The sequence below is a fragment of the Algoriphagus sp. NBT04N3 genome, assembly GCF_019443765.1.
In the GTDB taxonomy this organism is placed as follows: Bacteria; Bacteroidota; Bacteroidia; order Cytophagales; family Cyclobacteriaceae; genus Algoriphagus; species Algoriphagus ornithinivorans.
In genome coordinates this window covers 3916420-3936500 of the sequence record NZ_CP048415.1, presented here as the reverse complement: position 1 = coordinate 3936500, position 20081 = coordinate 3916420, and the positions used below count along the sequence as shown (strand labels likewise).

Sequence of the window (20081 nt, the reverse complement as noted above, 5' to 3'; positions counted from 1 at the left end):
TAGTAAAACATAATCCAATTCAGATGAAAAATCTCCATGTAGAAATTGACAATCATTCTGGCTTTTGCTTCGGGGTGGTCTATGCTATCGAAATGGCAGAGGAGATTTTGGATGAGCAAGGCTATCTCTACTGCTTGGGAGATATCGTTCATAATGACGAAGAGGTCAATAGGCTTACCAGAAAAGGGTTGAAAATCATTGATCACTCGGAGTTGCATCAATTGAAGGATGAAAAAGTCCTCATTCGTGCGCATGGTGAGCCGCCTTCCACTTATGAATTGGCCATCAAAAATAATCTGACGCTTATAGATGCATCTTGTCCGGTTGTATTGAAGTTGCAAAACAGGATTAAAAATTCTTTCGACAAAGAAGAGACTATTTATATCTATGGAAAGCATGGTCATGCTGAAGTGATTGGATTGCTAGGTCAAACCAATAATAAGGCGGTAGTCTTTCAGGATATTTCCGAACTGGATATTCCTAGCCTTCCGAAAAACCTGACCCTTTACAGCCAGACTACCAAAAGCACGGATAAATTCTACGAGATCAATGAAATCTTAAGGCAAAATGGAATCACTGTTAACACCAATGACACTATTTGCCGTCAGGTTTCCAATAGGGATAAGGAGCTTCGTGACTTTGCTGATAAGTTTAACAAAATAGTTTTCGTCAGTGGCACCAAATCTTCCAATGGTAAGGTGCTATATAACGTTTGTAAAGAGAAAAACCCCAATACATTTTTTGTATCCAATCCAGATCAAATTGAGGAGAGCTGGTTTGAGCCCAATGAAACGGTAGGAATTTGTGGAGCCACATCCACTCCTATGTGGCTGATGGAGCAGGTAAGAGAAAGAATTCTTACCTTTTGAGTCGAAAAAAGGTCTAATTACATGCAGCTGAATCAGTATCGAATCACCCAAAAGGTAGATCCTAAAGGTCTATTGATCGCTTGGAGCATTATTTTGCTTTGGGCTATCTCTTTGGTTTTTTGGATACAGTTTGAAATATCTTGGACAAATCCACTCACCTATTTGGGTATTTTGATACAAATGCACCTTTATACAGGGCTTTTTATTACAGCTCATGATGCCATGCATGGGGTGGTCTCTTCGCACAAGCAAATCAACCATGCCACAGGATGGATCGCAGCTATTCTGTTTTCCTATAATTTTTATTGGAAGCTTTTTCCCAAACACCATCAGCATCATAGGCATGTGGCTACAGATGAAGACCCTGATTATCATGCCTCCGGTAATTTTCTGATTTGGTATCTCTCTTTCATTCGCCAATATGTGAGTATTTGGCAGATATTGTTGATGGCGGTTAGTTTTAATGTTTTAAAGCTATGGCTCCCTACCGAAAATCTGATTGTCTTCTGGATGCTTCCCGCGATTCTGTCCACTTTGCAACTGTTTTATTTCGGCACATACCTGCCTCATAGAGGTGAAAGCGACAATGCCCATCACTCCCGGTCTCAGGCTAAAAATCATGTTTGGGCATTTTTGAGCTGTTACTTCTTTGGCTACCACTTTGAGCATCATGACTCGCCAGGTACTCCATGGTGGAGGCTTTGGAGAGAAAAAGAAAAACAAACTGCTTAAAACCCTTGATTTAGGTCAAATTTTCGGGTATTTCTGAAACTTTCACTTCAGGAATTGATTTTTAAAGTATTCCAACCTGATTATGAAAAAGTATCTCGCGGCACTGATTTGTTTGCTGCTAAGCCTGCCTGTTTTTTCTCAAGGAGTTTTAAAAGGTAAAATCATCAATCCCGTCAATAATCAGCCTGTGGCTTTTGCCAATGTTTTGATCTTGAATACAGAATTGGGAGCCATCAGTGATGAGAATGGAAACTATCAAATCGGTAATATTCCTCCGGGTCTATATAATGTAAGAGCCAGTTTTGTAGGCTTTAAAACTTCCACCAAATACGAGGTTCAAATTACGCAGGCAAAGCCGGTACAAATGGATTTTGAATTACTTGAAGATGCTTCTGAGCTGAATGAAGTAATAGTAAACTCGGAGTTTTCAAGGTCTGAAGAAACTCCGCTATCAGTTCGCAAGCTCAATTCCAATGAAATAGAAAGGTATCCCGGGGGCAACAGAGATATTAGCCGGGTTATCCAGGCTTTGCCGGGAGTGGCCAGTACACCGAGTTTTAGAAATGATATTTTGATTCGGGGTGGCGCACCCAACGAGAATAGATTTTTCATTGATGAAATCGAAGTACCTGTGATTAATCACTTTTCGACTCAGGGTTCTTCAGGAGGTCCGGTTGGGATACTCAACGTCAACCTGATCAAGAATGTGGATTTGATAGCAGGAGGATTTCCTGCTAATAGAATGAATGCTTTAAGCTCTTTCTTTGAAGTTCAATTGAAAGAAGGAAGAAGAGACCAAATGTTTACTCAGCTGACTGTGGGAGCCTCCGAACTGACACTCTCCAATGAAGGACCTTTGGGAGAAAAGACCACCTATTTGCTATCGGCGAGAAGATCTTATTTACAGGGCTTATTTCGACTGTTGGGCTTGCCATTTTTACCCACTTTTAATGACTTCCAAGTCAAGACTACCACCAAACTGAACGAGAAAACAGAATTAACCTTTCTGGCTGTAGGAGCGATTGACAAATTTGTTCTCAATGAAAATATCCCAGAAAATGAAACTCAGGAGGAAAGAGAAAATCGATTGTATTTACTGGGCGTACTTCCAATTCAGGAGCAGTGGAACTATGCCACCGGATTGAAATTAAAGCGTTTTCGGGAAAACGGATTCTGGACTTTTGTGTTGAGCAGGAATATGCTGAACAACCGTTCCTTTAAGTACGCCAATAATGATACGAGCTCAGAGGCCAATCTTTTATTTGATTATTTAAGCCAGGAATCCGAAAATAAATTTCGGGCTGAAAACAGCATCTTTGGAGCGGGCTATACTCTGAAGTATGGAGTGAATTACGAATATGCCCGCTATTTCATTGATAATTTTGATAGGGCAACTCTGTCTGGATCAGGGCAGGTGATCGACATTAATTCCACCTCCAACTTCAGCTCTTATGGAGCCTTCATTTCCGGAAGCAAGTATTTCAATGGTGAGCGCTTGTTACTTACAGGTGGGCTAAGAATGGATGGCTCTGATTTTGGAAGTACAGCCACAAACCCTCTCAACCAAATTAGTCCACGGGTATCTGTTTCTTACCAATTAAAGCCAAATTTATTTGCCACTGCGAATGCGGGCATTTATTATCAAAAACCACCCTACACTGTTTTAGGCTTTCGAAACAATGAAGGCGTCTTGGTTAACCAGGAAAATGATTTGCAGTTCATTAGGAGCAGTCAATTGATCGGTGGGATTGAATTTTTGGTTCCTGAAAAAAATAGGCGCTTTACGGCTGAGGCATTTTATAAAAAGTATGATAATTATCCCTCCTCTATTCGAAATGGTATAGCCTTAGGCAATTTGGGAGCTGACTTCGGAGTAATAGGAAACGAACCTGTCAATTCAAATGCTGAAGGGAGAGCTTATGGAATTGAGTTTTTGGCGCAGCAGCGACTTTTCAAGGATTTCTATGGAATAGCTGCTTTGACATTAGTTAGAAGTGAATTCACCAATCCTAATACAGAAGGCTTTGTTCCATCTTCTTGGGATAATAGGTTTATCGTGAGCTTAACGGCAGGAAAGCGATTCAAGAATAATTGGGAGTTAGGCGCAAGATGGAGATTCTTGGGAGGTACTCCTTATACTCCATTTGATGTACAGGAATCGGCTTTGATTTCAAATTGGGATGTGAGAAACTCAGGGGTCTTGGACTATAGCCGAATTAATGGAGAACGATTGCCAGCATTTCATCAATTGGATTTGAGGCTGGATAAGAAGTATTTTTTCAAAAACTGGAATCTCAACTGGTACGTGGATATCCAAAATGCCTATAATTTTCAGGCCTTACAGGCTCCTATTCTGGTGCCTGAACGAGATAGTTCTGGCCAAAAAGTAGTAAATCCCAATGACCCTAGCCGCTATCAATTGCGTTTGATAGAAAATACTGCGGGTAATGTGTTGCCGACAATCGGGATCATTGTGGAGTTTTAGTGCAATTCTTCCAATAATTTGACGATTCTGTTCGCTTTCTCATCTTCTGAATTTGCGCTGTAAATAAAGCTAATCCACTCTTCTTTTTCTTCTACAGGCAATAGATCGAAAAGCTTAAGCTTTCCTGGGTCATCGCGTAGGCAATCCAAGAGTTCAGGAGGAGCACTATCTGGTAAAGCCTGTCTGTATAGTTTCAAGTGGACAGAGTCACCAGCTTCTTTTTTGATTTTTTTTCGAATTTGCTTCGCCAGTGGTAAAAAAAGCCTGCCATCTCCTACAGGCATCAGGTGTTTGTTCTCAAATTGATATTCGTCGATGCTTCCAGAGACTTTCAGCATACCAAAAGGGTTTTTGGCAGTGATATTTTCCTTTGGGAAAGGAATATAGGTCCATCCTGCTTTTCCTGAGAAACGCTCCAAATAGAAATCACCTTCCAGAATCAGTTCCATCTTCGTATCTGTTTAAACAGAAAAAAGGCAATAATCTCAGTCAGTCGGCATAAAAAAAGCCGGGCGATGACCCAGCTATAAGTTACGTAATAATTAGATTAATTTAATCTCCAACGAATATTTAATCCAAAGCCACCGGCATCAAATGTGGTGTTTTCTATCAAAATAAAATAGGGTCTCCAATCAAGGCCCACAATTAGTGGAATATCGGGGAATTCATATTCTGCACCGATTTCACCTGCAGCTCCAAGCTTAAAAGGGTCACCCAAAAATAAGGAGGGGCCAAATCCCAAATAGTAATTAAACTCTGAATCAGAGATAGGGCGATAGATTGGGTTCCAAAGCAAATCAATCCCTGCTCCTCCGCCTCCGAAGCTTAAGTCACCATGGACTCTACTAAACTCGCCCAAAGCAAAAACCGCGTCTAATGCTACGTTATTCCCATTTACATTACCGAAACGTAGACCCACTTCCTGAGCTTGGCTTTCAAGAGCCGCAAAAAAGCCCAGAAAAAGAACGAGTGAACTGATTTTTAAAAACTTCATCATGATAGTATTTGGTTTAATTTTAGAATAGGCCAAAGCCAATCCTCTTAAGCACCAAAATTAGGCCAATATTTCCTGCTTTTGTCCCAAAATTAGGGACTGCTCTTAGTTTTTTTGCACGAATACGGGTGCTAATTGAGTTTTGAAAGCAGGATCGGATATGTCTTGGAATTCTTTTGTCTCCCAATTCATGAGAATCAGTTTATATCCTTTGGAGGCACTATCTGGCTCGGACTGCTCAAAAGTCAAGAGTTTCCCATCAGGACTCCAGGAGTGATAAACTTCGCGGTTTTCAGAGGGAAAAAGTTTCCAGCTCTCTCCCCCTTCTGGTCTAACTCCGAAAATTGAAGTGGTATTTCCTCTTGAACTGGCATAACTGATGAAATTTTCAGTGGGATGCCACTTGAGTGCTCCAGCTTTATAACCATATTTTTCAGCTGCAGGGTCGTTTGCGGGAAATTTGGTTAGTTGTTTTTCCCCACTACCATTTCTATTTATTAGAAAAACCTCAGGAAAAATTCCCTTTTCTTGGACTTTTGGACTTTTTACATAAGCTACCTGTTTACCGTCGGGAGAAAAAACCGGGTCTTGGAATTTGAAGGCAGTATCATGTATGAATGGTGTATAATTTCCGGTTTTGAGATCAATCAGGTAGAGTTGATAGCGGTTTTCCGTTCTCCCTGATACGATCATGGTTTGGGTTGTTGGGTCCAAATCCATCCAACTGTCCTCTAACCTGAGATTTGAAAATTTTTGAATATTTTTTCCTTCACTATCCATTTGATAGAGAAAAAAGTGTCGATAAGCAGTGTCTCTATCACTGATAAAATAGATAGTAGGTCCATGGGCAAAATAGGTCCATGCTACATCAGGATGATTGATAATATTGGTAGAATGATGGGTACTATCCTCGGGGTCCATGATCCGTATTTCCCAATTATCTTCGACAACTGAGTCAGGTTCGTAAGTATTAAAGGCGATTAGGTAGCCAGGTTCTGGGGTGAGGGTCTCAGGGCTATTTTTGCAGGAAAACAGAAATAAGCCTAAAAGGGCGAAGTAAAGTGCTGATTTCATGATGCGTAGGGTTTATGGAATTTACCCAAAATTTCTACGCAATCACAATTTGATTCCCGATTCTAAGTACTTCCCGAACCAACAGGTCCATGTCTTCCATTTGGGTTCTCTGGTTTACATTGGCAACCCGCAGGGTGTATTTCCCATTGAGAATGGTACTGCTTGGCGATGCAATGCCTTCCTCCTGAAGCCTCAGTAATATTTCCCGGTTTAGATCTTTTAATTGCTCTTCAGAAAGTCCTGGCTTGATCATTCGAAAACAAGTAATACTCATTGAGACTGGCGCCATCAATTCCAATTCTGGATTTTGATTGACCAAATCTGCCAAATATTCTGCCTGACGATTATTTTGAGCTATCATGGCAGCATATTTTTCTTTGCCGTGCTCTTTGAGAGACATCCAAATCTTCAGTGCTTTAAAGCCTCTAGAAAGTTCAAAACCATAATTATTGATGGAGTCTAAGCCGCCGGAAAGGCCTCGGGATTCCTGCAATAAATAGTTGGGAGTGATTGCAAAAGCCTCTCGATGCTTCTTTGCATCCCGAATCAAAGTACAGCCTACTTCATAGGGAACATATAACCATTTGTGAAGATCGAAGGCAACTGAATCTGCTTCTTCTATGGCTTTTAATCGAGAAGCATATACGGGATCTAGTTTTGCCAAGGCTCCATAGGCTCCATCTACGTGAAACCAAAGGCCATAAGTTTTTGAAATCTTCAACAGCTCATCTAGCGGATCAATAGCGCCTGTATTGACAGTGCCTGAGGTTCCTACTATGGCAAAAGGTAGAAGCCCCGCCTTTTTATCTGAAATGATTTGTTGCTCCAACTCCTGCACATTCATCTCATATCGCTTATTTACAGAAATTTTTCGAACTGAATCTGTTCCCAAACCAATGATTTCTGCTGCCTTTTGAATACAGGAATGTGTCTCTACAGAGCAATAAATAATTAACTGAGCTGAAGCAGCCTTAAGCCCTTTTTGACGTATTTTTTCAGAGCCGAAAGAGTTTCTTGCCACTGTGAGAGCGGTGATGTTAGCCATGGACCCACCACTGACCAAGATTCCGGAGGCTTCCTGTGGATAATTCATCAATTCTTTACACCAGTTGACCACTTGCCTGTCCACATACATAGCAGAATGCTCTCCAATGGTGGTATTAGGATTCATTCCTGAGGCCAACAAATCAGCTAAAACTCCCATGGGAGTTCCTGTTCCCTGAATCCATGCAAAAAATCGAGGATGCACATTTCCTTTATTGTAGGGAAATATAAACTCTTTGAATTCCTTATAAACTTCCTCTGGACTTTGCCCTTTTTCAGGAATTGGCTTTTCAAATTGGTCCTTCACCTCTTCGGGAATGGGCTTCCATATTTTTTGATCCCGAATTGATTGCCAATAATCAAATAGATCATCGATCATTTGATGGCCAAGCTGTCTCATTTTATCCCAGTTTTCTGGGTCTAAGGTCAGGTTTTTATTTTCAGGCATTTGAGGGAATTTAAAAGGGGTAATTTTCACTTATTCTCAGAAATAGTAAAACTAGATTAAGATTTCTGATGGGCAAAGAATAAGGATTTCTCTTTCAGCCTTTCAATATCATGTTGATTCGAAATTGCCTTTTCAGCTCTTTCAAAGGCTGTTTTAGAATGAAGAATAGCCAATTCCTGGGCTTCTTGATTTCCAATATTCCATAGAGTAGAAAAGGATTTTTGAAGCCAGATCATGACCTCTACAGTTCCTGCCCCATCTCTGGCAATTGGGCGAAAAGCATCCTCAAACATATCAGAAAGAGAAAGTGGAGGAACTTCTATCCTATCATAAATCACTGACTTTGACTCTTGATCTTCTTTAGAAAACCATTCACAAAATAAACGAGTGTGACTTTTGATGATGGCAATGGCGGTTCCCGGATCATTGATTCCCGGAGAAAGAGCTCTGCTTCCAATTTCACTTAAAGCGATCAACCCAAAACGAGGATCATCCAAAAATGATCTTTCTGACCCGATTTCAAAGCAGTTAATCAATTTTTCTGATTCTACTTCTTCCTTATGTTTTTGTTGAAAATAAGCCAAAGGTTGATCAGGAGTACAGAAAGATCCCGGTAGGCAATTAATGATTACATCGACATCGAATTCTTTAGTAAACTCATTTACCTGATCCATATGTATATGGGTAATATGGCCGATGAATTTTGAAAAAACTGGAGTTCCTTTTTTACTTGACTTTAATGGCTTCGCACCGAGGTATGGTCTCTGCTTTCTTTCTAGAAAGGAGTCTTTGGTTGCTTTTTCTACTTTCTGTATGGTTTGGCCCATTCTGCCTAATTTAGAAATACTGTCTACCCATCTTAAAAAGGTTAAAATAACGATGGCGAAAACAATTAGGGTTAGAATAAAAAGTGTAAAATTTCCTGCTTTCCCGAAGTAGTCATTTTTGAATGCTACAGTGGCAATGATGCTATAAATAAATGAGCCAATGAATATAGAAAGGGCATTTTGCGAAACGTCGTCGGAAACAATTAAGGGGAAGGATCTAGGTGTCGCACTACTGCTGGCTGCAGAAAAGGCGGATAGCATGGACCCCACCGCAAAAATGGCTATAACCAGCATGCTTGCAGAAATTGTATTTAACAGAACTTCGATGGAGTCCTCTTCAATTTCAGGGACCATATCATCCAAAAAACTGTTGTCTGCTATATGAGCCAAAAAAGCAGATCCAACTGAAATAATGCAAAAAAGTAGAGGTTTAAACCATAGTCTTTCTTGAAGCAAACTGTAGTAATACCGGATATTTTTTTTCATAGATGTGTCAAAGAGACTAAGTTAGTGAACTTATAAAAGATTTGAATTTATCGGTTTTGGGCGGGTTCTGTTGAATTTTAAAAAATAATATTCGAATTGGTTCTTATGTTGAAAGTAGAAAAATAGACGAATTGTTAAAAAGAAATAGAAATAGACTGCCCTTAAACCATTAAATGTCACTTGAACCATCCAATATCCTTGAAGAAATAAAAGTTTATTGGACTTTTAAACACCCTTTTCTGAGTTGAACATATAAAAATTTTAGAGGCAGTCTCTTTATTAGAAATTTATTTGATTAATAAATAGTAAACATTTTCAATAATTTTTTTTCGGAAGCATTGGGGACCTCAGATATGAGTACATAATCGCCCGGAGTTAGAGCAGCTGTAAAATATCCCATTGTCAAAGGTGGCATATCGTTTACTCCTCCTAAGAAAACAATTCCTTCTGGCGCCGGATCAATCAATCCTTTAGGGTCCATCCAATTCATCCATTTTTCAAGGCTATCCAGATTGGCATTTTCATTGAGTTTTACAAGATTTACATCATGGCCTACCACATTTTCATAAACTTTTTGGTCCTGAAAATATACTCCGAATGTCTGTGTGCCTGCAGTAATAGAATCATTTAAGACAATTCCATTTTCGCTTGAGATATTAATTGGAATAAAGTTTTCTGGAGGTATAATTCCTGAAGTATCCTGAGATACTACTAAGGGTTCTAGCATTCCCATGGTGGTATGAAACTCGCCATTTTCCATTTTAACATAGCATTCGATCAAGTAATATCCTGGTTCAAGTTTTATAGTAGTTTCAGCAGTGTTTTCTGGTGAAACTAAGCCTGATCCTCCAACAAATTCCACCGCACCATACCATTCTGGAAGTTTTCCAAACTCTGCCAAAGCTTCATCCATTTTTCCTTCATTCAATAGCCTCATGCCATTAGCAAATGGAGGAAGAACCTCCAATTTAGCATCTGCAATAGTCTTTCCTTCAGGATATTTTTCTACTAGAAAGAAATGTGTTTGATCAGATTTATTGATATAGTGAAATTTGTTCCATCCTTGAGAAATAGTGTCGGGAAGTTGAAAATCCATGTTTTCAGTTATTATTTCTACTATGGGATTCTCTTCAATTACTTCCGTTTTTTCTTCTTTTTGATTATTACAAGAAAGCAGACTTATTAACAAAAGAAGTGTAACTCCTATAGACAAGGTTTTATCTGAATCATTGAATTGATTTTGCATGGTTTTGAAAGTTTAGTTAAAGAATTACAAGGTGTGAACGATAAATTTTCGTTGCTGAAAAAGGACGCCTTGTACCTAGAATTAAGCTACTTATAATACAAAAAATTGACTTGGATTTCAAGTCCCTTACTTTTGGACTCAATAAAAACACTTAAAGATAATGGAAATGGGGTTTTGAAATAGATGTAAAAATCGAATAAAAACTGAAGAAGCCTAAGATCGTTTTTCGAGAAAAAACTAGCATTTCAAAAAAAATAATACGTAAATCAAAGTAAAAGGAGTCTTTATTTTTTAACCATTTTCAGATGTCCATTCAAAGATTGAAGCCTTTCTTGAGTTGCTTCGTAACCATTTATCTTTTGCTGTAATAGAGCTTCGTATCCTATAACTATATTTTCAAATACAGGCTCTTGTAAATTTTCTGAATTAATTGGACTCAAATCATTCAATCGGTAATTCTGAAGCAGAAAGGGCGTTAGATACTTATCAACATAATCCTCTAATACCTTTTCAAGCCTAGAGGTGGTCTTGAAGGAGTCATAAGTGATAATTAAGTTTTTTCGTAACTCCATATCAGTGATTAGGTCAAATTCCCCTGATGCGGAAATATTATCCATGGTTGTAGTAATTGGAGTAAAGTTTGCCATAGATATCATGCTTCCTATTAAAATTTTGATGTCTTGGTCATTGTAATTTTTGGAAAGCAATGGGCCTTTGATGTTTTCTATTTCCTGCATGACCAATTTTGAATGCTCCAACGCTTCCTTAAGATTATTCTCATTGATAATCGATTCTTCATTGAAACTTATAAGGTAACTTTTTTCCTCTGTAGCCGCTTTTCTTGATTCGTTCCAAGTATTTAATTTAAAGGCTATTGTTATCCCAATAACTACAATCAAGAAATCTAAGAATTTGGATTTCCAATCGATTTGCATTTTTCTAGATCGGTTTTCCAATTTTAAGTACCCCCAAACACTTTCAAAAAATTTCATTTAGAAGATAACTTAGGTGATAAAATTATATTTTCCTTAAGGAGCTGATATGAGTTTACTTTGAAACCTAATTTACAATTTTGTTTCAAAATATTCCTGAATTGCTTGGCTTCTGTTCCTAACCGCTTAAATAACTGGACCAGTTTTGTTGCCTAAACTTAGGAACAAAATGATCGAAGACTTACTTAAAAACGCGCGACTTTCTTCCGGTGGTCGAAAGCTACTCACTTCACAACAAAAAGCCTTTATTGTAGAAGATTGGGAAAGTTCTGGCTTATCTTGTCCTGAATATTGTCGCCGATACGGGCTGATCACCAGTCAGGTGTATAGCTGGCGTTCACTTGCTAAATCAGGAGCCATTATGAGTATCAAAAATCAAGGTGACCTACATTCCAAAGCTGAATTGGAAATGCTTAGAAAAGAGAATGAAGAGCTCAAGAAGGCTCTCGGGGAATCTACTTTGGATATTAAGATCCTAAAAAAAAAGTTAGAGATGGATCAACTTCGAAACAAGAAATTGAATCGTTATCCAGACAATTCGGAGTAAGCATGAATAGGATTATCAAGACACTGGGAGTCGCCAAATCCTCTGTATATTATAAAGCAAAGCCCTATCCTGAACGAAAAAGGACAGTGCGAAAAGAACTGTGTGAGCAGATGAAACTGGCTGTTGTAGAAATCACGGCAAAGAAATCCACCTATGGGGTACCCCGGGTCAAGGCGCTGCTCAAACGGGATTATGGGCTCAACGTGACCAAATACATGGTGCACCGCTACATGAAGGAAGAAGGGTTGTTGATTACCCGACACCGAACCAGAGGCAGCAGCAGATCCCATACAGGGCAGATAGCAGTAGAAACACCTAATACGCGATGGGCTAGTGATATCACTTCGATTAAATGCTGGAATGGGGAAAAGCTCCGGGTGGCCTTTCTTCTCGACTGTTGTGACAGGTCCATCATCGCCTGGAAAGCAGGAAAACATATGCAGGCAGTTGATATTGAATTAATGGTTCAAGAAGCCTTACATATCCGCTTTGGAGAGAGTTTGCCTGAACCGGATACACTGCAGTTTTTGCATGACAATGGACCGGAATTCATTGAAAAAAAGCTCAGAGCCAGCTTGAAATCCTGGAATATAATCGATTGTAATACCCCAACCTATTCACCACAATCAAACGGGATGTGTGAAGCCTTCAATGCTACATTTAAACGAGATTATGTCTATGAGAGCTGCCTGGATAATCCAAAAACCGTACACAGGCAAATACAGAAGTGGATGAATGAATACAATACATATGCACCACATTCTGCATTAGAAATGAAAACACCAAATGAATTTTATAACTTTAAAATCGCTGCATAACTAGTCCAACTTTCAAGCGGAAAGAGCACTTCGTTTTCCCTATTCAAAAAATTTTAAAATATAAGAGAATACATTTCTTCCAACTTACTTACCTGTAAAACCTGAATTTTAAATTTTTTGAGATCCAGCCCTTTGACAGCATATTTCGAGACCACAATTTTCTTGAAACCTAGCTTTTCAGCTTCTGCAATTCTGTTTTCTATTCTGGATACAGCCCGAATTTCTCCTCCCAAACCCACTTCTCCTGCAAAACAAATTTGCTCGGAAACGGGAGTGTCCTCATAACTGGAAATCAAACTTGCACATACTGCCAGATCCAAAGCCGGGTCATCCACTCGTAGGCCGCCTGCCACATTCAAAAAGACATCCTGCTGTCCAAGTCTCATTCCCCCCCGCTTTTCTAATACAGCCAGAAGCATATTCAGACGCTTTGCATCATGTCCAGTGCTGCTTCTTTGAGGTGTTCCGTATGTAGCCGGGCTGACTAGAGATTGGATTTCGATCAACAAAGGACGATTCCCCTCCATCATGGCTCCAATGGCCACTCCGTTTAATACTTCCTCTCTTTGGGTTAGCAAGATCTCTGATGGATTGGCTACTGACCGGAGACCTTCGGCTCTCATTTCATAAATACCCAATTCATGTGTAGATCCAAATCGGTTTTTGGAGGTTCGTAATATTCTATAAGTCAGGTGCCGATCTCCTTCAAATTGTAATACTGTGTCAACCATGTGCTCCAATACTTTGGGGCCGGCGATGGAACCATCCTTGGTGATATGTCCAATTAGAAAAACAGGAGTTCCGGTTTCCTTGGCAAACTTCATGAGCTCGGCTGTGCACTCCCTAACTTGGGATACTGAGCCTGCGGCTGATTCCACGTATTGACTGTTGAGCGTCTGAATAGAATCTATCACCAAAAAGTCCGGTTTTAGAATTTCTACCTGTTGAAATATCTGCTGAGTGTTGGTTTCAGAAAGCACATAACAATCCGGATTCTTGGCTTCCATCCTGTCTGCACGCATTTTGATTTGAGCCTCACTTTCTTCTCCGGATACGTAAAGAATGGTTTTATTCTTCAGGATTAAGGCTATCTGAAGCATCAAGGTTGACTTCCCAATTCCAGGCTCACCACCTATCAGTACCAAGGATCCAGGTACAATTCCTCCTCCCAAAACTCTGTCCAATTCATTATCCCCGGTGATCCACCTAGGCTGCTCCTCATAATTGACTTCGGTGATTTTTTTGGGACTGCTTGCCTTTTTTGTTCCGTTGGAAGGAGTTTTCCAGGTTCCCTTTCCGCTTTCCTCCTTTTGAATAATTTCTTCTACATAAGTATTCCACTGCCCGCACGCAGGACATTTACCTAGCCATTTTGGGCTTTGCGCGCCACAATTCTGACAAAAAAAGGAAGTTTTTATTTTAGCCATTTTGAAGTGGGAAATACGAAATACGATTTACGAATTGAAGATTAGTTGGGGCCATGTGAAATGATTAACTCTAGAAGCAGAATACGAAAGACTTAATCCTTGTATTTTCTTAATGAGCCTCTAACCAGTCTTTTCCTAATCCCACTTCCACTTCCACCGGTACAGCTAGTTTGATAGCATTTGACATCAAGCCAGGAATATTTTTCTTCAATATCTCAACTTCATCCTTATGAGCGTCAAAAACCAATTCATCGTGAACTTGCAGGATCATTTTGGACTTCAGCTTTTCTTTTTTCATCCAGTTATGCACATCGATCATAGCCACTTTGATCAAGTCTGCAGCCGAACCCTGAATAGGAGCATTGATTGCGTTTCGTTCAGCGAAACCTCGCATAGTTTGGTTTCGGCTATTGATATCTCTCAAGTACCTTCTTCTACCCAAGATAGTCTCAACGTACTCGTCTTTTCTGGCCTTTTCTATAGCTCCGTCCATGTATTCTTTTACAGCAGGAAACTCTTTGAAATAAGCGTCAATAATTTCTTTGGCCTCTCCTCTTGGGATAGAAAGCCGCTGAGAAAGTCCAAAAGCTGAAATTCCATAGATGATTCCAAAGTTGGCAGTTTTGGCCTTTCTCCTCATGTCGGAGCTGACTTCTTCCAGTGGAACCTGGAATATTTTTGCGGCAGTGGTGGCATGAATATCTCTGCCATTTTTGAATGCCTCTATCATGGACTCATCTCCGGAGAAAGCAGCCATGATTCTCAGTTCTATTTGAGAATAATCCGCTGCCAAGAGCACATGATTTTCATCTCTGGCTACAAAGGCCTTTCTTATCTCCCTTCCTCTTTCTGTTCGAATAGGAATATTCTGCAAATTGGGGTTGATGGAGGACAAACGACCTGTAGCCGCAACAAACTGATTATAGGTGGTATGAATGCGTCCGGTCTTGGAGTTAATCATGGTAGGTAAAGCGTCCACGTACGTTGACTTTAGCTTCACCATTTGTCTATAATCCAAAATGGCCTGAGCAATCTCGTGCTCATCTGCCAATTTGCTCAAGATCTCCTCTCCAGTGGCGTATTGCCCTGTTTTGGTCTTTTTAGCCTTGGGGTCCAGTTTCAACTTTTCAAAAAGCACATCACCCAATTGCTTTGGTGAAGCTAGATTGAATCTGACTCCTGCTAATTCATAGACTCTTTTTTCTATAGCAATACTTTCTTCCTCTAGGGCTTGAGAAAGTTCGGCTAGGCTGTCAGTGTCTATTTTGACCCCTTCAAACTCCATGTCTGTCAGCACATTGATCAGCGGGTTTTCTACTTCGTAGAAAAGTTTTTCCAATTCATTTTCTTTCAAAAGGGGATCAAACTTCTCTTTCAATCTGAGTGTAATATCAGCATCTTCTGCGGCATAAGAGGTGACTTCATCTTCGTCCACATCCCGCATATTGCCCTGATTTTTACCTTTTTTTCCGATCAATTCAGTAATGGAAACAGGCTTATAGTTGAGGTATTGCTCAGCGAGCCAATCCATGCTGTGTTTGCCTTCAGGTTCAATAAGGTAGTGCGCCAACATGGTGTCATAAAGTGCACCTTTCACTTCTATCCCATAGTTTTTCAAAACCAACAGGTCATACTTGATATTCTGACCAACTTTGAGGATATCTTCATTTTCGAAGAAAGGCATTAACAGCTCCAAAATAGCCTGCGTTTCTTTTTGATCAGCAGGGCAAGGAATATAGTAGGCCTCACCACTGAGGTAGGCAAATGAAATCCCAACCAACTCTGCTTCCATTGCATTGAGCGCAGTGGTTTCCGTATCAAAGCATACAACTTTTTGTACCATCAAATACTCCATCAATTCTTCGATGGCATCTTTTCCTTTGATTTTGTGATAATGGTGAAGATTGCTGTGGATAGTATCTGGAACAACCGGAGCGGAGGTATTTACAGATTCTTCCTCAAACTCAATCTCCGAAGCTGGAGATGAACTTGGAGCTTCCCCAAAAAGACCAAGTTGTTCATTTTTCTGAATAACTGCTTTTTTCCCTTCGTCTTTAAAAATTCTATTGGAAAGAGTACGGAATTCCAACTCGTTAAAAATAGCCCTGAGCTTTTCTTCATCAAAGCCATCGTAACGTAAGTCCTCCTCATTAAATGCGATAGGCACATCTATTTTGATGGTGGCAAGCTCTTTGGAAAGTATACCTTGCTGCGCAAAGTTTTCCACATTTTCCTTTTGCTTTCCTTTCAGCTTATCCGTGTTTTTAATCAGTTCTTCCACTGTTCCAAACTCCTTCAATAGCTTGGTTGCAGTCTTAGCGCCAATGCCTGGAATACCCGGAATATTATCTACCGCATCACCCATCAGTCCCAGGATATCTCTTACCTGATCCACATGCTCAATATCCCATTTGGCACAAACTTCCTTCGGGCCCATCACATCAACTCCGTTGCCCATGAAGGCAGGTTTGTATAAATAAATATGGTCATCCACGATCTGTCCATAATCCTTATCCGGCGTCATCATGTAGACCGTAAATGATTCCCTTTCTGCTTTTTTTGCCAAGGTCCCGATGATATCATCGGCTTCGAATCCATCCATTTCCAAAACTGGAATCCGGAATGCTTTAACAATTTCCTTAACCCATGGAATAGATACAGTAATGTCTTCTGGTTGTTCTTGTCTATTTGCTTTGTAAGGCTCAAACTGCTCATGTCTAAAAGTAGGCGCAGAAGTATCAAAAGCTACCGCAATATGACTGGGCTTTTCTTTGGTTAACACTTCCATCAGCGTATTGGTAAAACCAAGCATGACACCGGTGTTAAGGCCTTTGGAGTTGATTCGAGGATTTTTACTAAATGCAAAATGTGCCCGATAGATCAGAGCCATGGCATCTAGAAGAAATAATTTATGGGGTTGATTTTGAGACATGGTCTATTTTTTCGTAGAAAAAAGCTAAATTAATCAGCCAACCAAGGTACAAAAAATACCGCTGGGAGGCGTCAATCCGTAGATGTAAACTTTTCTCTCTCGGATTGGTTTTGTGTCAATTTGTTTCACTTTAATATCTCGTTAAGGTTTGCTTTAAAAAAATTTGCATCACTTTAGAAATATAGCCTTTGACATTTTACATATCCTTTTCAAATAAATTAATAATCCTATGAAAAAAGCACTACTGATTCTCATGATGTTAGGGTTCATCGGCATCAATGCTGCACAGGCAAACCCAGGCGAAAAAACCAAAAAGGAAAAAACTGAGCTTAGCGCTGAAGACTCAGAAAAAATCGAACAATTACAAAACCGATTTAATGAAATCAAGGCGATGGATTTCTCTACCCTTAGTAAGGATGAAGCCAAAGCTCTTAAAATTGAGCTACAAGAAATCAAGGCTGAAGGAAGAAATAACGGCCTTTGGCTTTCTACCGGGGCGATCATTTTAATCCTGATCATTATCATTTTGGTGGATTAATATCCGAAAATCACCAATTATCCGTTTTATGATTGGTTCAAAAAATATTCTTAATCAGTTTAATTTATCTTTTACCAAAACTACAATCAAATGAAAAAACTACTATTAATTTTTGCCCTGTTTCTTTCTGTGTCCATGGTTTATGCTGAGCCTGCGAAAAAAGAGAAAGAAGTTACGGAGTTGAGTGAGGAGGAAAAAGCCAAATTGGAAGCCATGAAGAACAGGTTTGAGGAAATTAAGGCCATGGATTTTTCCGATATGACAAGAGAAGAGAGAAAGGAAATTAGAGAAGAGCTCAAAGAAATGAAGGAGATAAGCAGAAGAGGAAATGGAGGAATATTCATTTCTACCGGCGCAATCATCATCATTTTATTGTTGATCATCATTCTATAATAAAAGAGGGGCGAAAGCCCCTTTTTACTTTTCTTCTTCTGTATTTAAATAAGCCCTTACTTGAAGGCCTCTGAGGAAAATTACAATCAAAGGAATTAACCAAAGGAGCTCATTGAAAATCAGGTGAAAACCACTTCGCTTATTCCAGCCTATATCCGGCAAAAACCCCAAAGAGAACCAGATTGCCAAAATAATTTTTCCAGCTATCCCTCCTATAATCAAGTAGACCCAACTTACCGGATAGAAGGCAGAAACAAAAATCACCAAGCCTACAATTAATCCAAAACTTCCATACCAATTAGCGGGTAGTGTTGAAGCCAAGTCCCCATTGATCGCCAACCAGTTGATCAATTCCGGCCCAAACCATTTAAAAAATGCCGACCAGGCAATTGTATACATTCCTGCGAGCAACAATAGCCCTCTGAAATACATGGGAAATATGGGAAATGCTGGTTTTTGATCCATGAATGGTTTGATTTTAAAGCACTAATTAAACACCTTGGGGGCTTGCATGTTCATGCATAATACAAAACTAAGCTATGGAAATAAAAAACAGATTAAAATCAGGCTTCTTTATATGCCTCGGAGCGGCATCTTGCCTAGCACTTGGTTTTACCTTTGGGAAACTTTCCGGTGAAATAAATCCGGCTTCCATCGAAGGGGCGTCCGACTTGATTGGTATTTCCTTCAGTCCGGCTGAGAAGGATAGTATGGTAAATACGCTTAAAAATCAGCTGAATAATCTTGAAAATTCCAGAAAGATTAGCTTGGACAATTCAGTTGCTCCTTCTTTGGTTTTCAACCCACTTCCTAAAGGATTTCAACCTTCTCTGGAGCAAAAAACTCTGAATTGGGGGCTTGCTAATTCAGTGGATCTTCCCAAATCAGATGTAGATATTGCTTTCACGCCCGTTCATGAATTGGCGGTGTTAATCAAATCAGGAAAGCTGACAAGTGAGAGATTGACGAAGATTTATCTAGATAGGATTAAAACATACTCAGATACACTTCAGTGTCTAATCACCCTGATGGAAGATTCTGCTATGGAAAAAGCCCGAGCTATGGATGCGGAATTGAAAGCAGGAAAATATAGAGGGCCCTTACACGGAATTCCCTATGGGGTCAAAGATTTGCTGGCAGTGAAAGGAACCAAGACTACTTGGGGAGCTATGCCCTACAAGGACCAAGAAATAGATGAAACAGCTACTATTGTGACCAAATTGGACGATGCGGGAGCAGTTTTGGTGGGGAAGTTTACTTTAGGTGCTTTGGCAATGGGTGATGTGTGGTATGGAGGAGTTACCAAAAACCCATGGAATTTGAAGCAAGGATCTAGTGGCTCATCAGCCGGTTCTGCTTCTGCAGTGAGTGCCGGACTAGTTCCTTTTGCAATCGGCACTGAGACATTAGGTTCCATTGTTTCCCCATCTACACGTAATGGTGTTACTGGCTTAAGACCTACTTATGGGAGAGTTAGCAAGCACGGTGCGATGGCTTTGAGCTGGTCTATGGATAAAATAGGCCCAATCTCCAGATCGGCATTGGATAATGGGATAGTTTTAGCAGTCATCAATGGACAGGATGATAATGATGCAAGTTCTATTCAGGCAGCTTTCAATTATGATGCTAAAAGAGATCCAAAAAGCTTGAAAGTGGGCTATTTCAAGCCTTTCTTTGAAGGAGAAAGAGCTTCTGCCAATGATCAAAAAGTGTTAGAAACGCTCAAAAATATTGGAATAGAATTACATCCGCTTGAGTTGAATGTTTCGATCCCTGCCGGTCCTATAGTGATGATGCTCATGGCTGAAGGTTCAGCCGCTTTTGATGAATTGACCCGCCTTGGTTGGGATGATCAGTTGGTAGCTCAACATAGAAATGCATGGCCAAACTTGTTTCGTGCTGCTCGATTTATTCCTGCTACTGATTATGTGAATCTCAGCCGTCAGAGAACTTTGTTGATTCAGGAAATGCATGAATTAATGAAAGGATATGATGTGATTGTGACTCCATCTTTTGCCGGATCACAGCTACAGATTACTAACCTGACAGGACATCCTGCCTTATGTATGCCAAATGGATTTAATGAAAGCGGTTCACCTACTTCCATTACTTTATTGGCAAATCTTTTTGAGGAAGAAAAGTTGGTGATGCTAGGAAATCTAATTCAGAAAAATACTGATTGGCAAACTCAAAGACCTCCTTTATTTAATCAATAACAAGAAGAGGCTG

At 39.9% G+C, this 20081-nt stretch carries 18 protein-coding genes; 8 read left to right on the top strand and 10 right to left on the bottom strand.

The features are described from left to right. Nucleotides 1–23 precede the first annotated feature (23 nt). The 3 genes from GYM62_RS17115 to GYM62_RS17105 all read left to right on the top strand — a co-directional run bounded on the left by GYM62_RS17115 (nt 24) and on the right by GYM62_RS17105 (nt 4086). The gene (locus GYM62_RS17115) at nt 24–869 is read left to right on the top strand and encodes a 4-hydroxy-3-methylbut-2-enyl diphosphate reductase (protein ID WP_219957311.1); all 846 of its coding nucleotides are present in this window, start codon (nt 24–26) and stop codon (nt 867–869) included. Nucleotides 870–890: 21 nt separating this feature from the next. Next, nucleotides 891–1601 (top strand): fatty acid desaturase, encoded by a 711-nt coding sequence (locus tag GYM62_RS17110; protein ID WP_219957310.1) that lies wholly within the window; start codon nt 891–893, stop codon nt 1599–1601. Nucleotides 1602–1683: 82 nt separating this feature from the next. Next, the gene (locus GYM62_RS17105) at nt 1684–4086 is read left to right on the top strand and encodes a TonB-dependent receptor (protein WP_219957309.1); all 2403 of its coding nucleotides are present in this window, start codon (nt 1684–1686) and stop codon (nt 4084–4086) included. Here the strand turns inward: GYM62_RS17105 and GYM62_RS17100 are convergent. The 7 genes from GYM62_RS17100 to GYM62_RS17070 form a co-directional block, all read right to left on the bottom strand. Then, the gene (locus GYM62_RS17100) at nt 4083–4535 is read right to left on the bottom strand and encodes a YdeI/OmpD-associated family protein (protein ID WP_219957308.1); all 453 of its coding nucleotides are present in this window, start codon (nt 4533–4535) and stop codon (nt 4083–4085) included. The two genes, GYM62_RS17105 and GYM62_RS17100, sit on opposite strands and share 4 nt — an antisense overlap. 98 nt (nt 4536–4633) lie before the next feature. Continuing rightward, nucleotides 4634–5083, bottom strand: a complete 450-nt coding sequence (locus GYM62_RS17095; protein ID WP_255590412.1) for an outer membrane insertion C- signal — start codon at nt 5081–5083, stop codon at nt 4634–4636. A 102-nt stretch (nt 5084–5185) separates the two neighbouring features. Beyond that, on the bottom strand, nt 5186–6154 hold the full coding sequence (locus GYM62_RS17090; protein ID WP_219957307.1) for a hypothetical protein: 969 nt from the start codon (nt 6152–6154) through the stop codon (nt 5186–5188). A 34-nt stretch (nt 6155–6188) separates the two neighbouring features. After that, complete coding sequence (locus GYM62_RS17085) at nt 6189–7646, bottom strand: aminotransferase class V-fold PLP-dependent enzyme (protein ID WP_219957306.1); 1458 nt, start codon at nt 7644–7646, stop codon at nt 6189–6191. Between the two features lie 56 nt (nt 7647–7702). Then, on the bottom strand, nt 7703–8959 hold the full coding sequence (locus GYM62_RS17080; RefSeq protein ID WP_219957305.1) for a DUF2254 domain-containing protein: 1257 nt from the start codon (nt 8957–8959) through the stop codon (nt 7703–7705). A gap of 295 nt (nt 8960–9254) precedes the next feature. Further along, a complete protein-coding gene (locus GYM62_RS17075; RefSeq protein ID WP_219957304.1) occupies nt 9255–10205 on the bottom strand; it encodes a hypothetical protein in 951 nt (316 codons plus the stop codon). Between the two features lie 284 nt (nt 10206–10489). Continuing rightward, nucleotides 10490–11197 carry a hypothetical protein gene (locus GYM62_RS17070; RefSeq protein ID WP_219957303.1) on the bottom strand — a complete coding sequence of 236 codons (708 nt, stop codon included), beginning with the start codon at nt 11195–11197 and terminating at the stop codon, nt 10490–10492. Nucleotides 11198–11366: 169 nt separating this feature from the next. On the opposite strand from GYM62_RS17070, the gene GYM62_RS17065 reads away from it, so the two are divergent. Further along, complete coding sequence (locus GYM62_RS17065; protein ID WP_219957302.1) at nt 11367–11744, top strand: transposase; 378 nt, start codon at nt 11367–11369, stop codon at nt 11742–11744. Continuing rightward, nucleotides 11714–12562, top strand: coding sequence for an IS3 family transposase (locus GYM62_RS17060; protein ID WP_219959479.1), 849 nt, complete (start codon nt 11714–11716; stop codon nt 12560–12562). Before GYM62_RS17065 ends, GYM62_RS17060 begins: the two co-directional genes overlap by 31 nt. A 53-nt stretch (nt 12563–12615) precedes the next feature. On the opposite strand, the gene radA is transcribed toward GYM62_RS17060, so the two are convergent. Together radA and polA are read right to left on the bottom strand one after the other, a co-directional pair. Beyond that, nucleotides 12616–13989, bottom strand: coding sequence for a DNA repair protein RadA (radA, locus tag GYM62_RS17055; RefSeq protein WP_219957301.1), 1374 nt, complete (start codon nt 13987–13989; stop codon nt 12616–12618). Nucleotides 13990–14098: 109 nt separating this feature from the next. Then, nucleotides 14099–16921, bottom strand: a complete 2823-nt coding sequence (gene polA, locus GYM62_RS17050) for a DNA polymerase I (protein WP_219957300.1) — start codon at nt 16919–16921, stop codon at nt 14099–14101. 229 nt (nt 16922–17150) lie between these two features. Here polA and GYM62_RS17045 point away from each other — a divergent pair, with 229 nt between their 5' ends. Both GYM62_RS17045 and GYM62_RS17040 read left to right on the top strand, forming a co-directional pair. Further along, nucleotides 17151–17459 (top strand): hypothetical protein, encoded by a 309-nt coding sequence (locus GYM62_RS17045; protein WP_219957299.1) that lies wholly within the window; start codon nt 17151–17153, stop codon nt 17457–17459. A gap of 90 nt (nt 17460–17549) precedes the next feature. Continuing rightward, nucleotides 17550–17852 carry a hypothetical protein gene (locus GYM62_RS17040; protein WP_219957298.1) on the top strand — a complete coding sequence of 101 codons (303 nt, stop codon included), beginning with the start codon at nt 17550–17552 and terminating at the stop codon, nt 17850–17852. Between the two features lie 24 nt (nt 17853–17876). Here the strand turns inward: GYM62_RS17040 and GYM62_RS17035 are convergent, their stop codons facing one another. Beyond that, entirely contained in the window at nt 17877–18317 is a 441-nt protein-coding gene (locus GYM62_RS17035; protein ID WP_219957297.1) for a hypothetical protein, read from the bottom strand. 74 nt (nt 18318–18391) lie between these two features. On the opposite strand from GYM62_RS17035, the gene GYM62_RS17030 reads away from it, so the two are divergent. Continuing rightward, nucleotides 18392–20068, top strand: coding sequence for an amidase (locus GYM62_RS17030; protein WP_219957296.1), 1677 nt, complete (start codon nt 18392–18394; stop codon nt 20066–20068). The last annotated feature ends 13 nt before the right edge of the window (nt 20069–20081 follow it).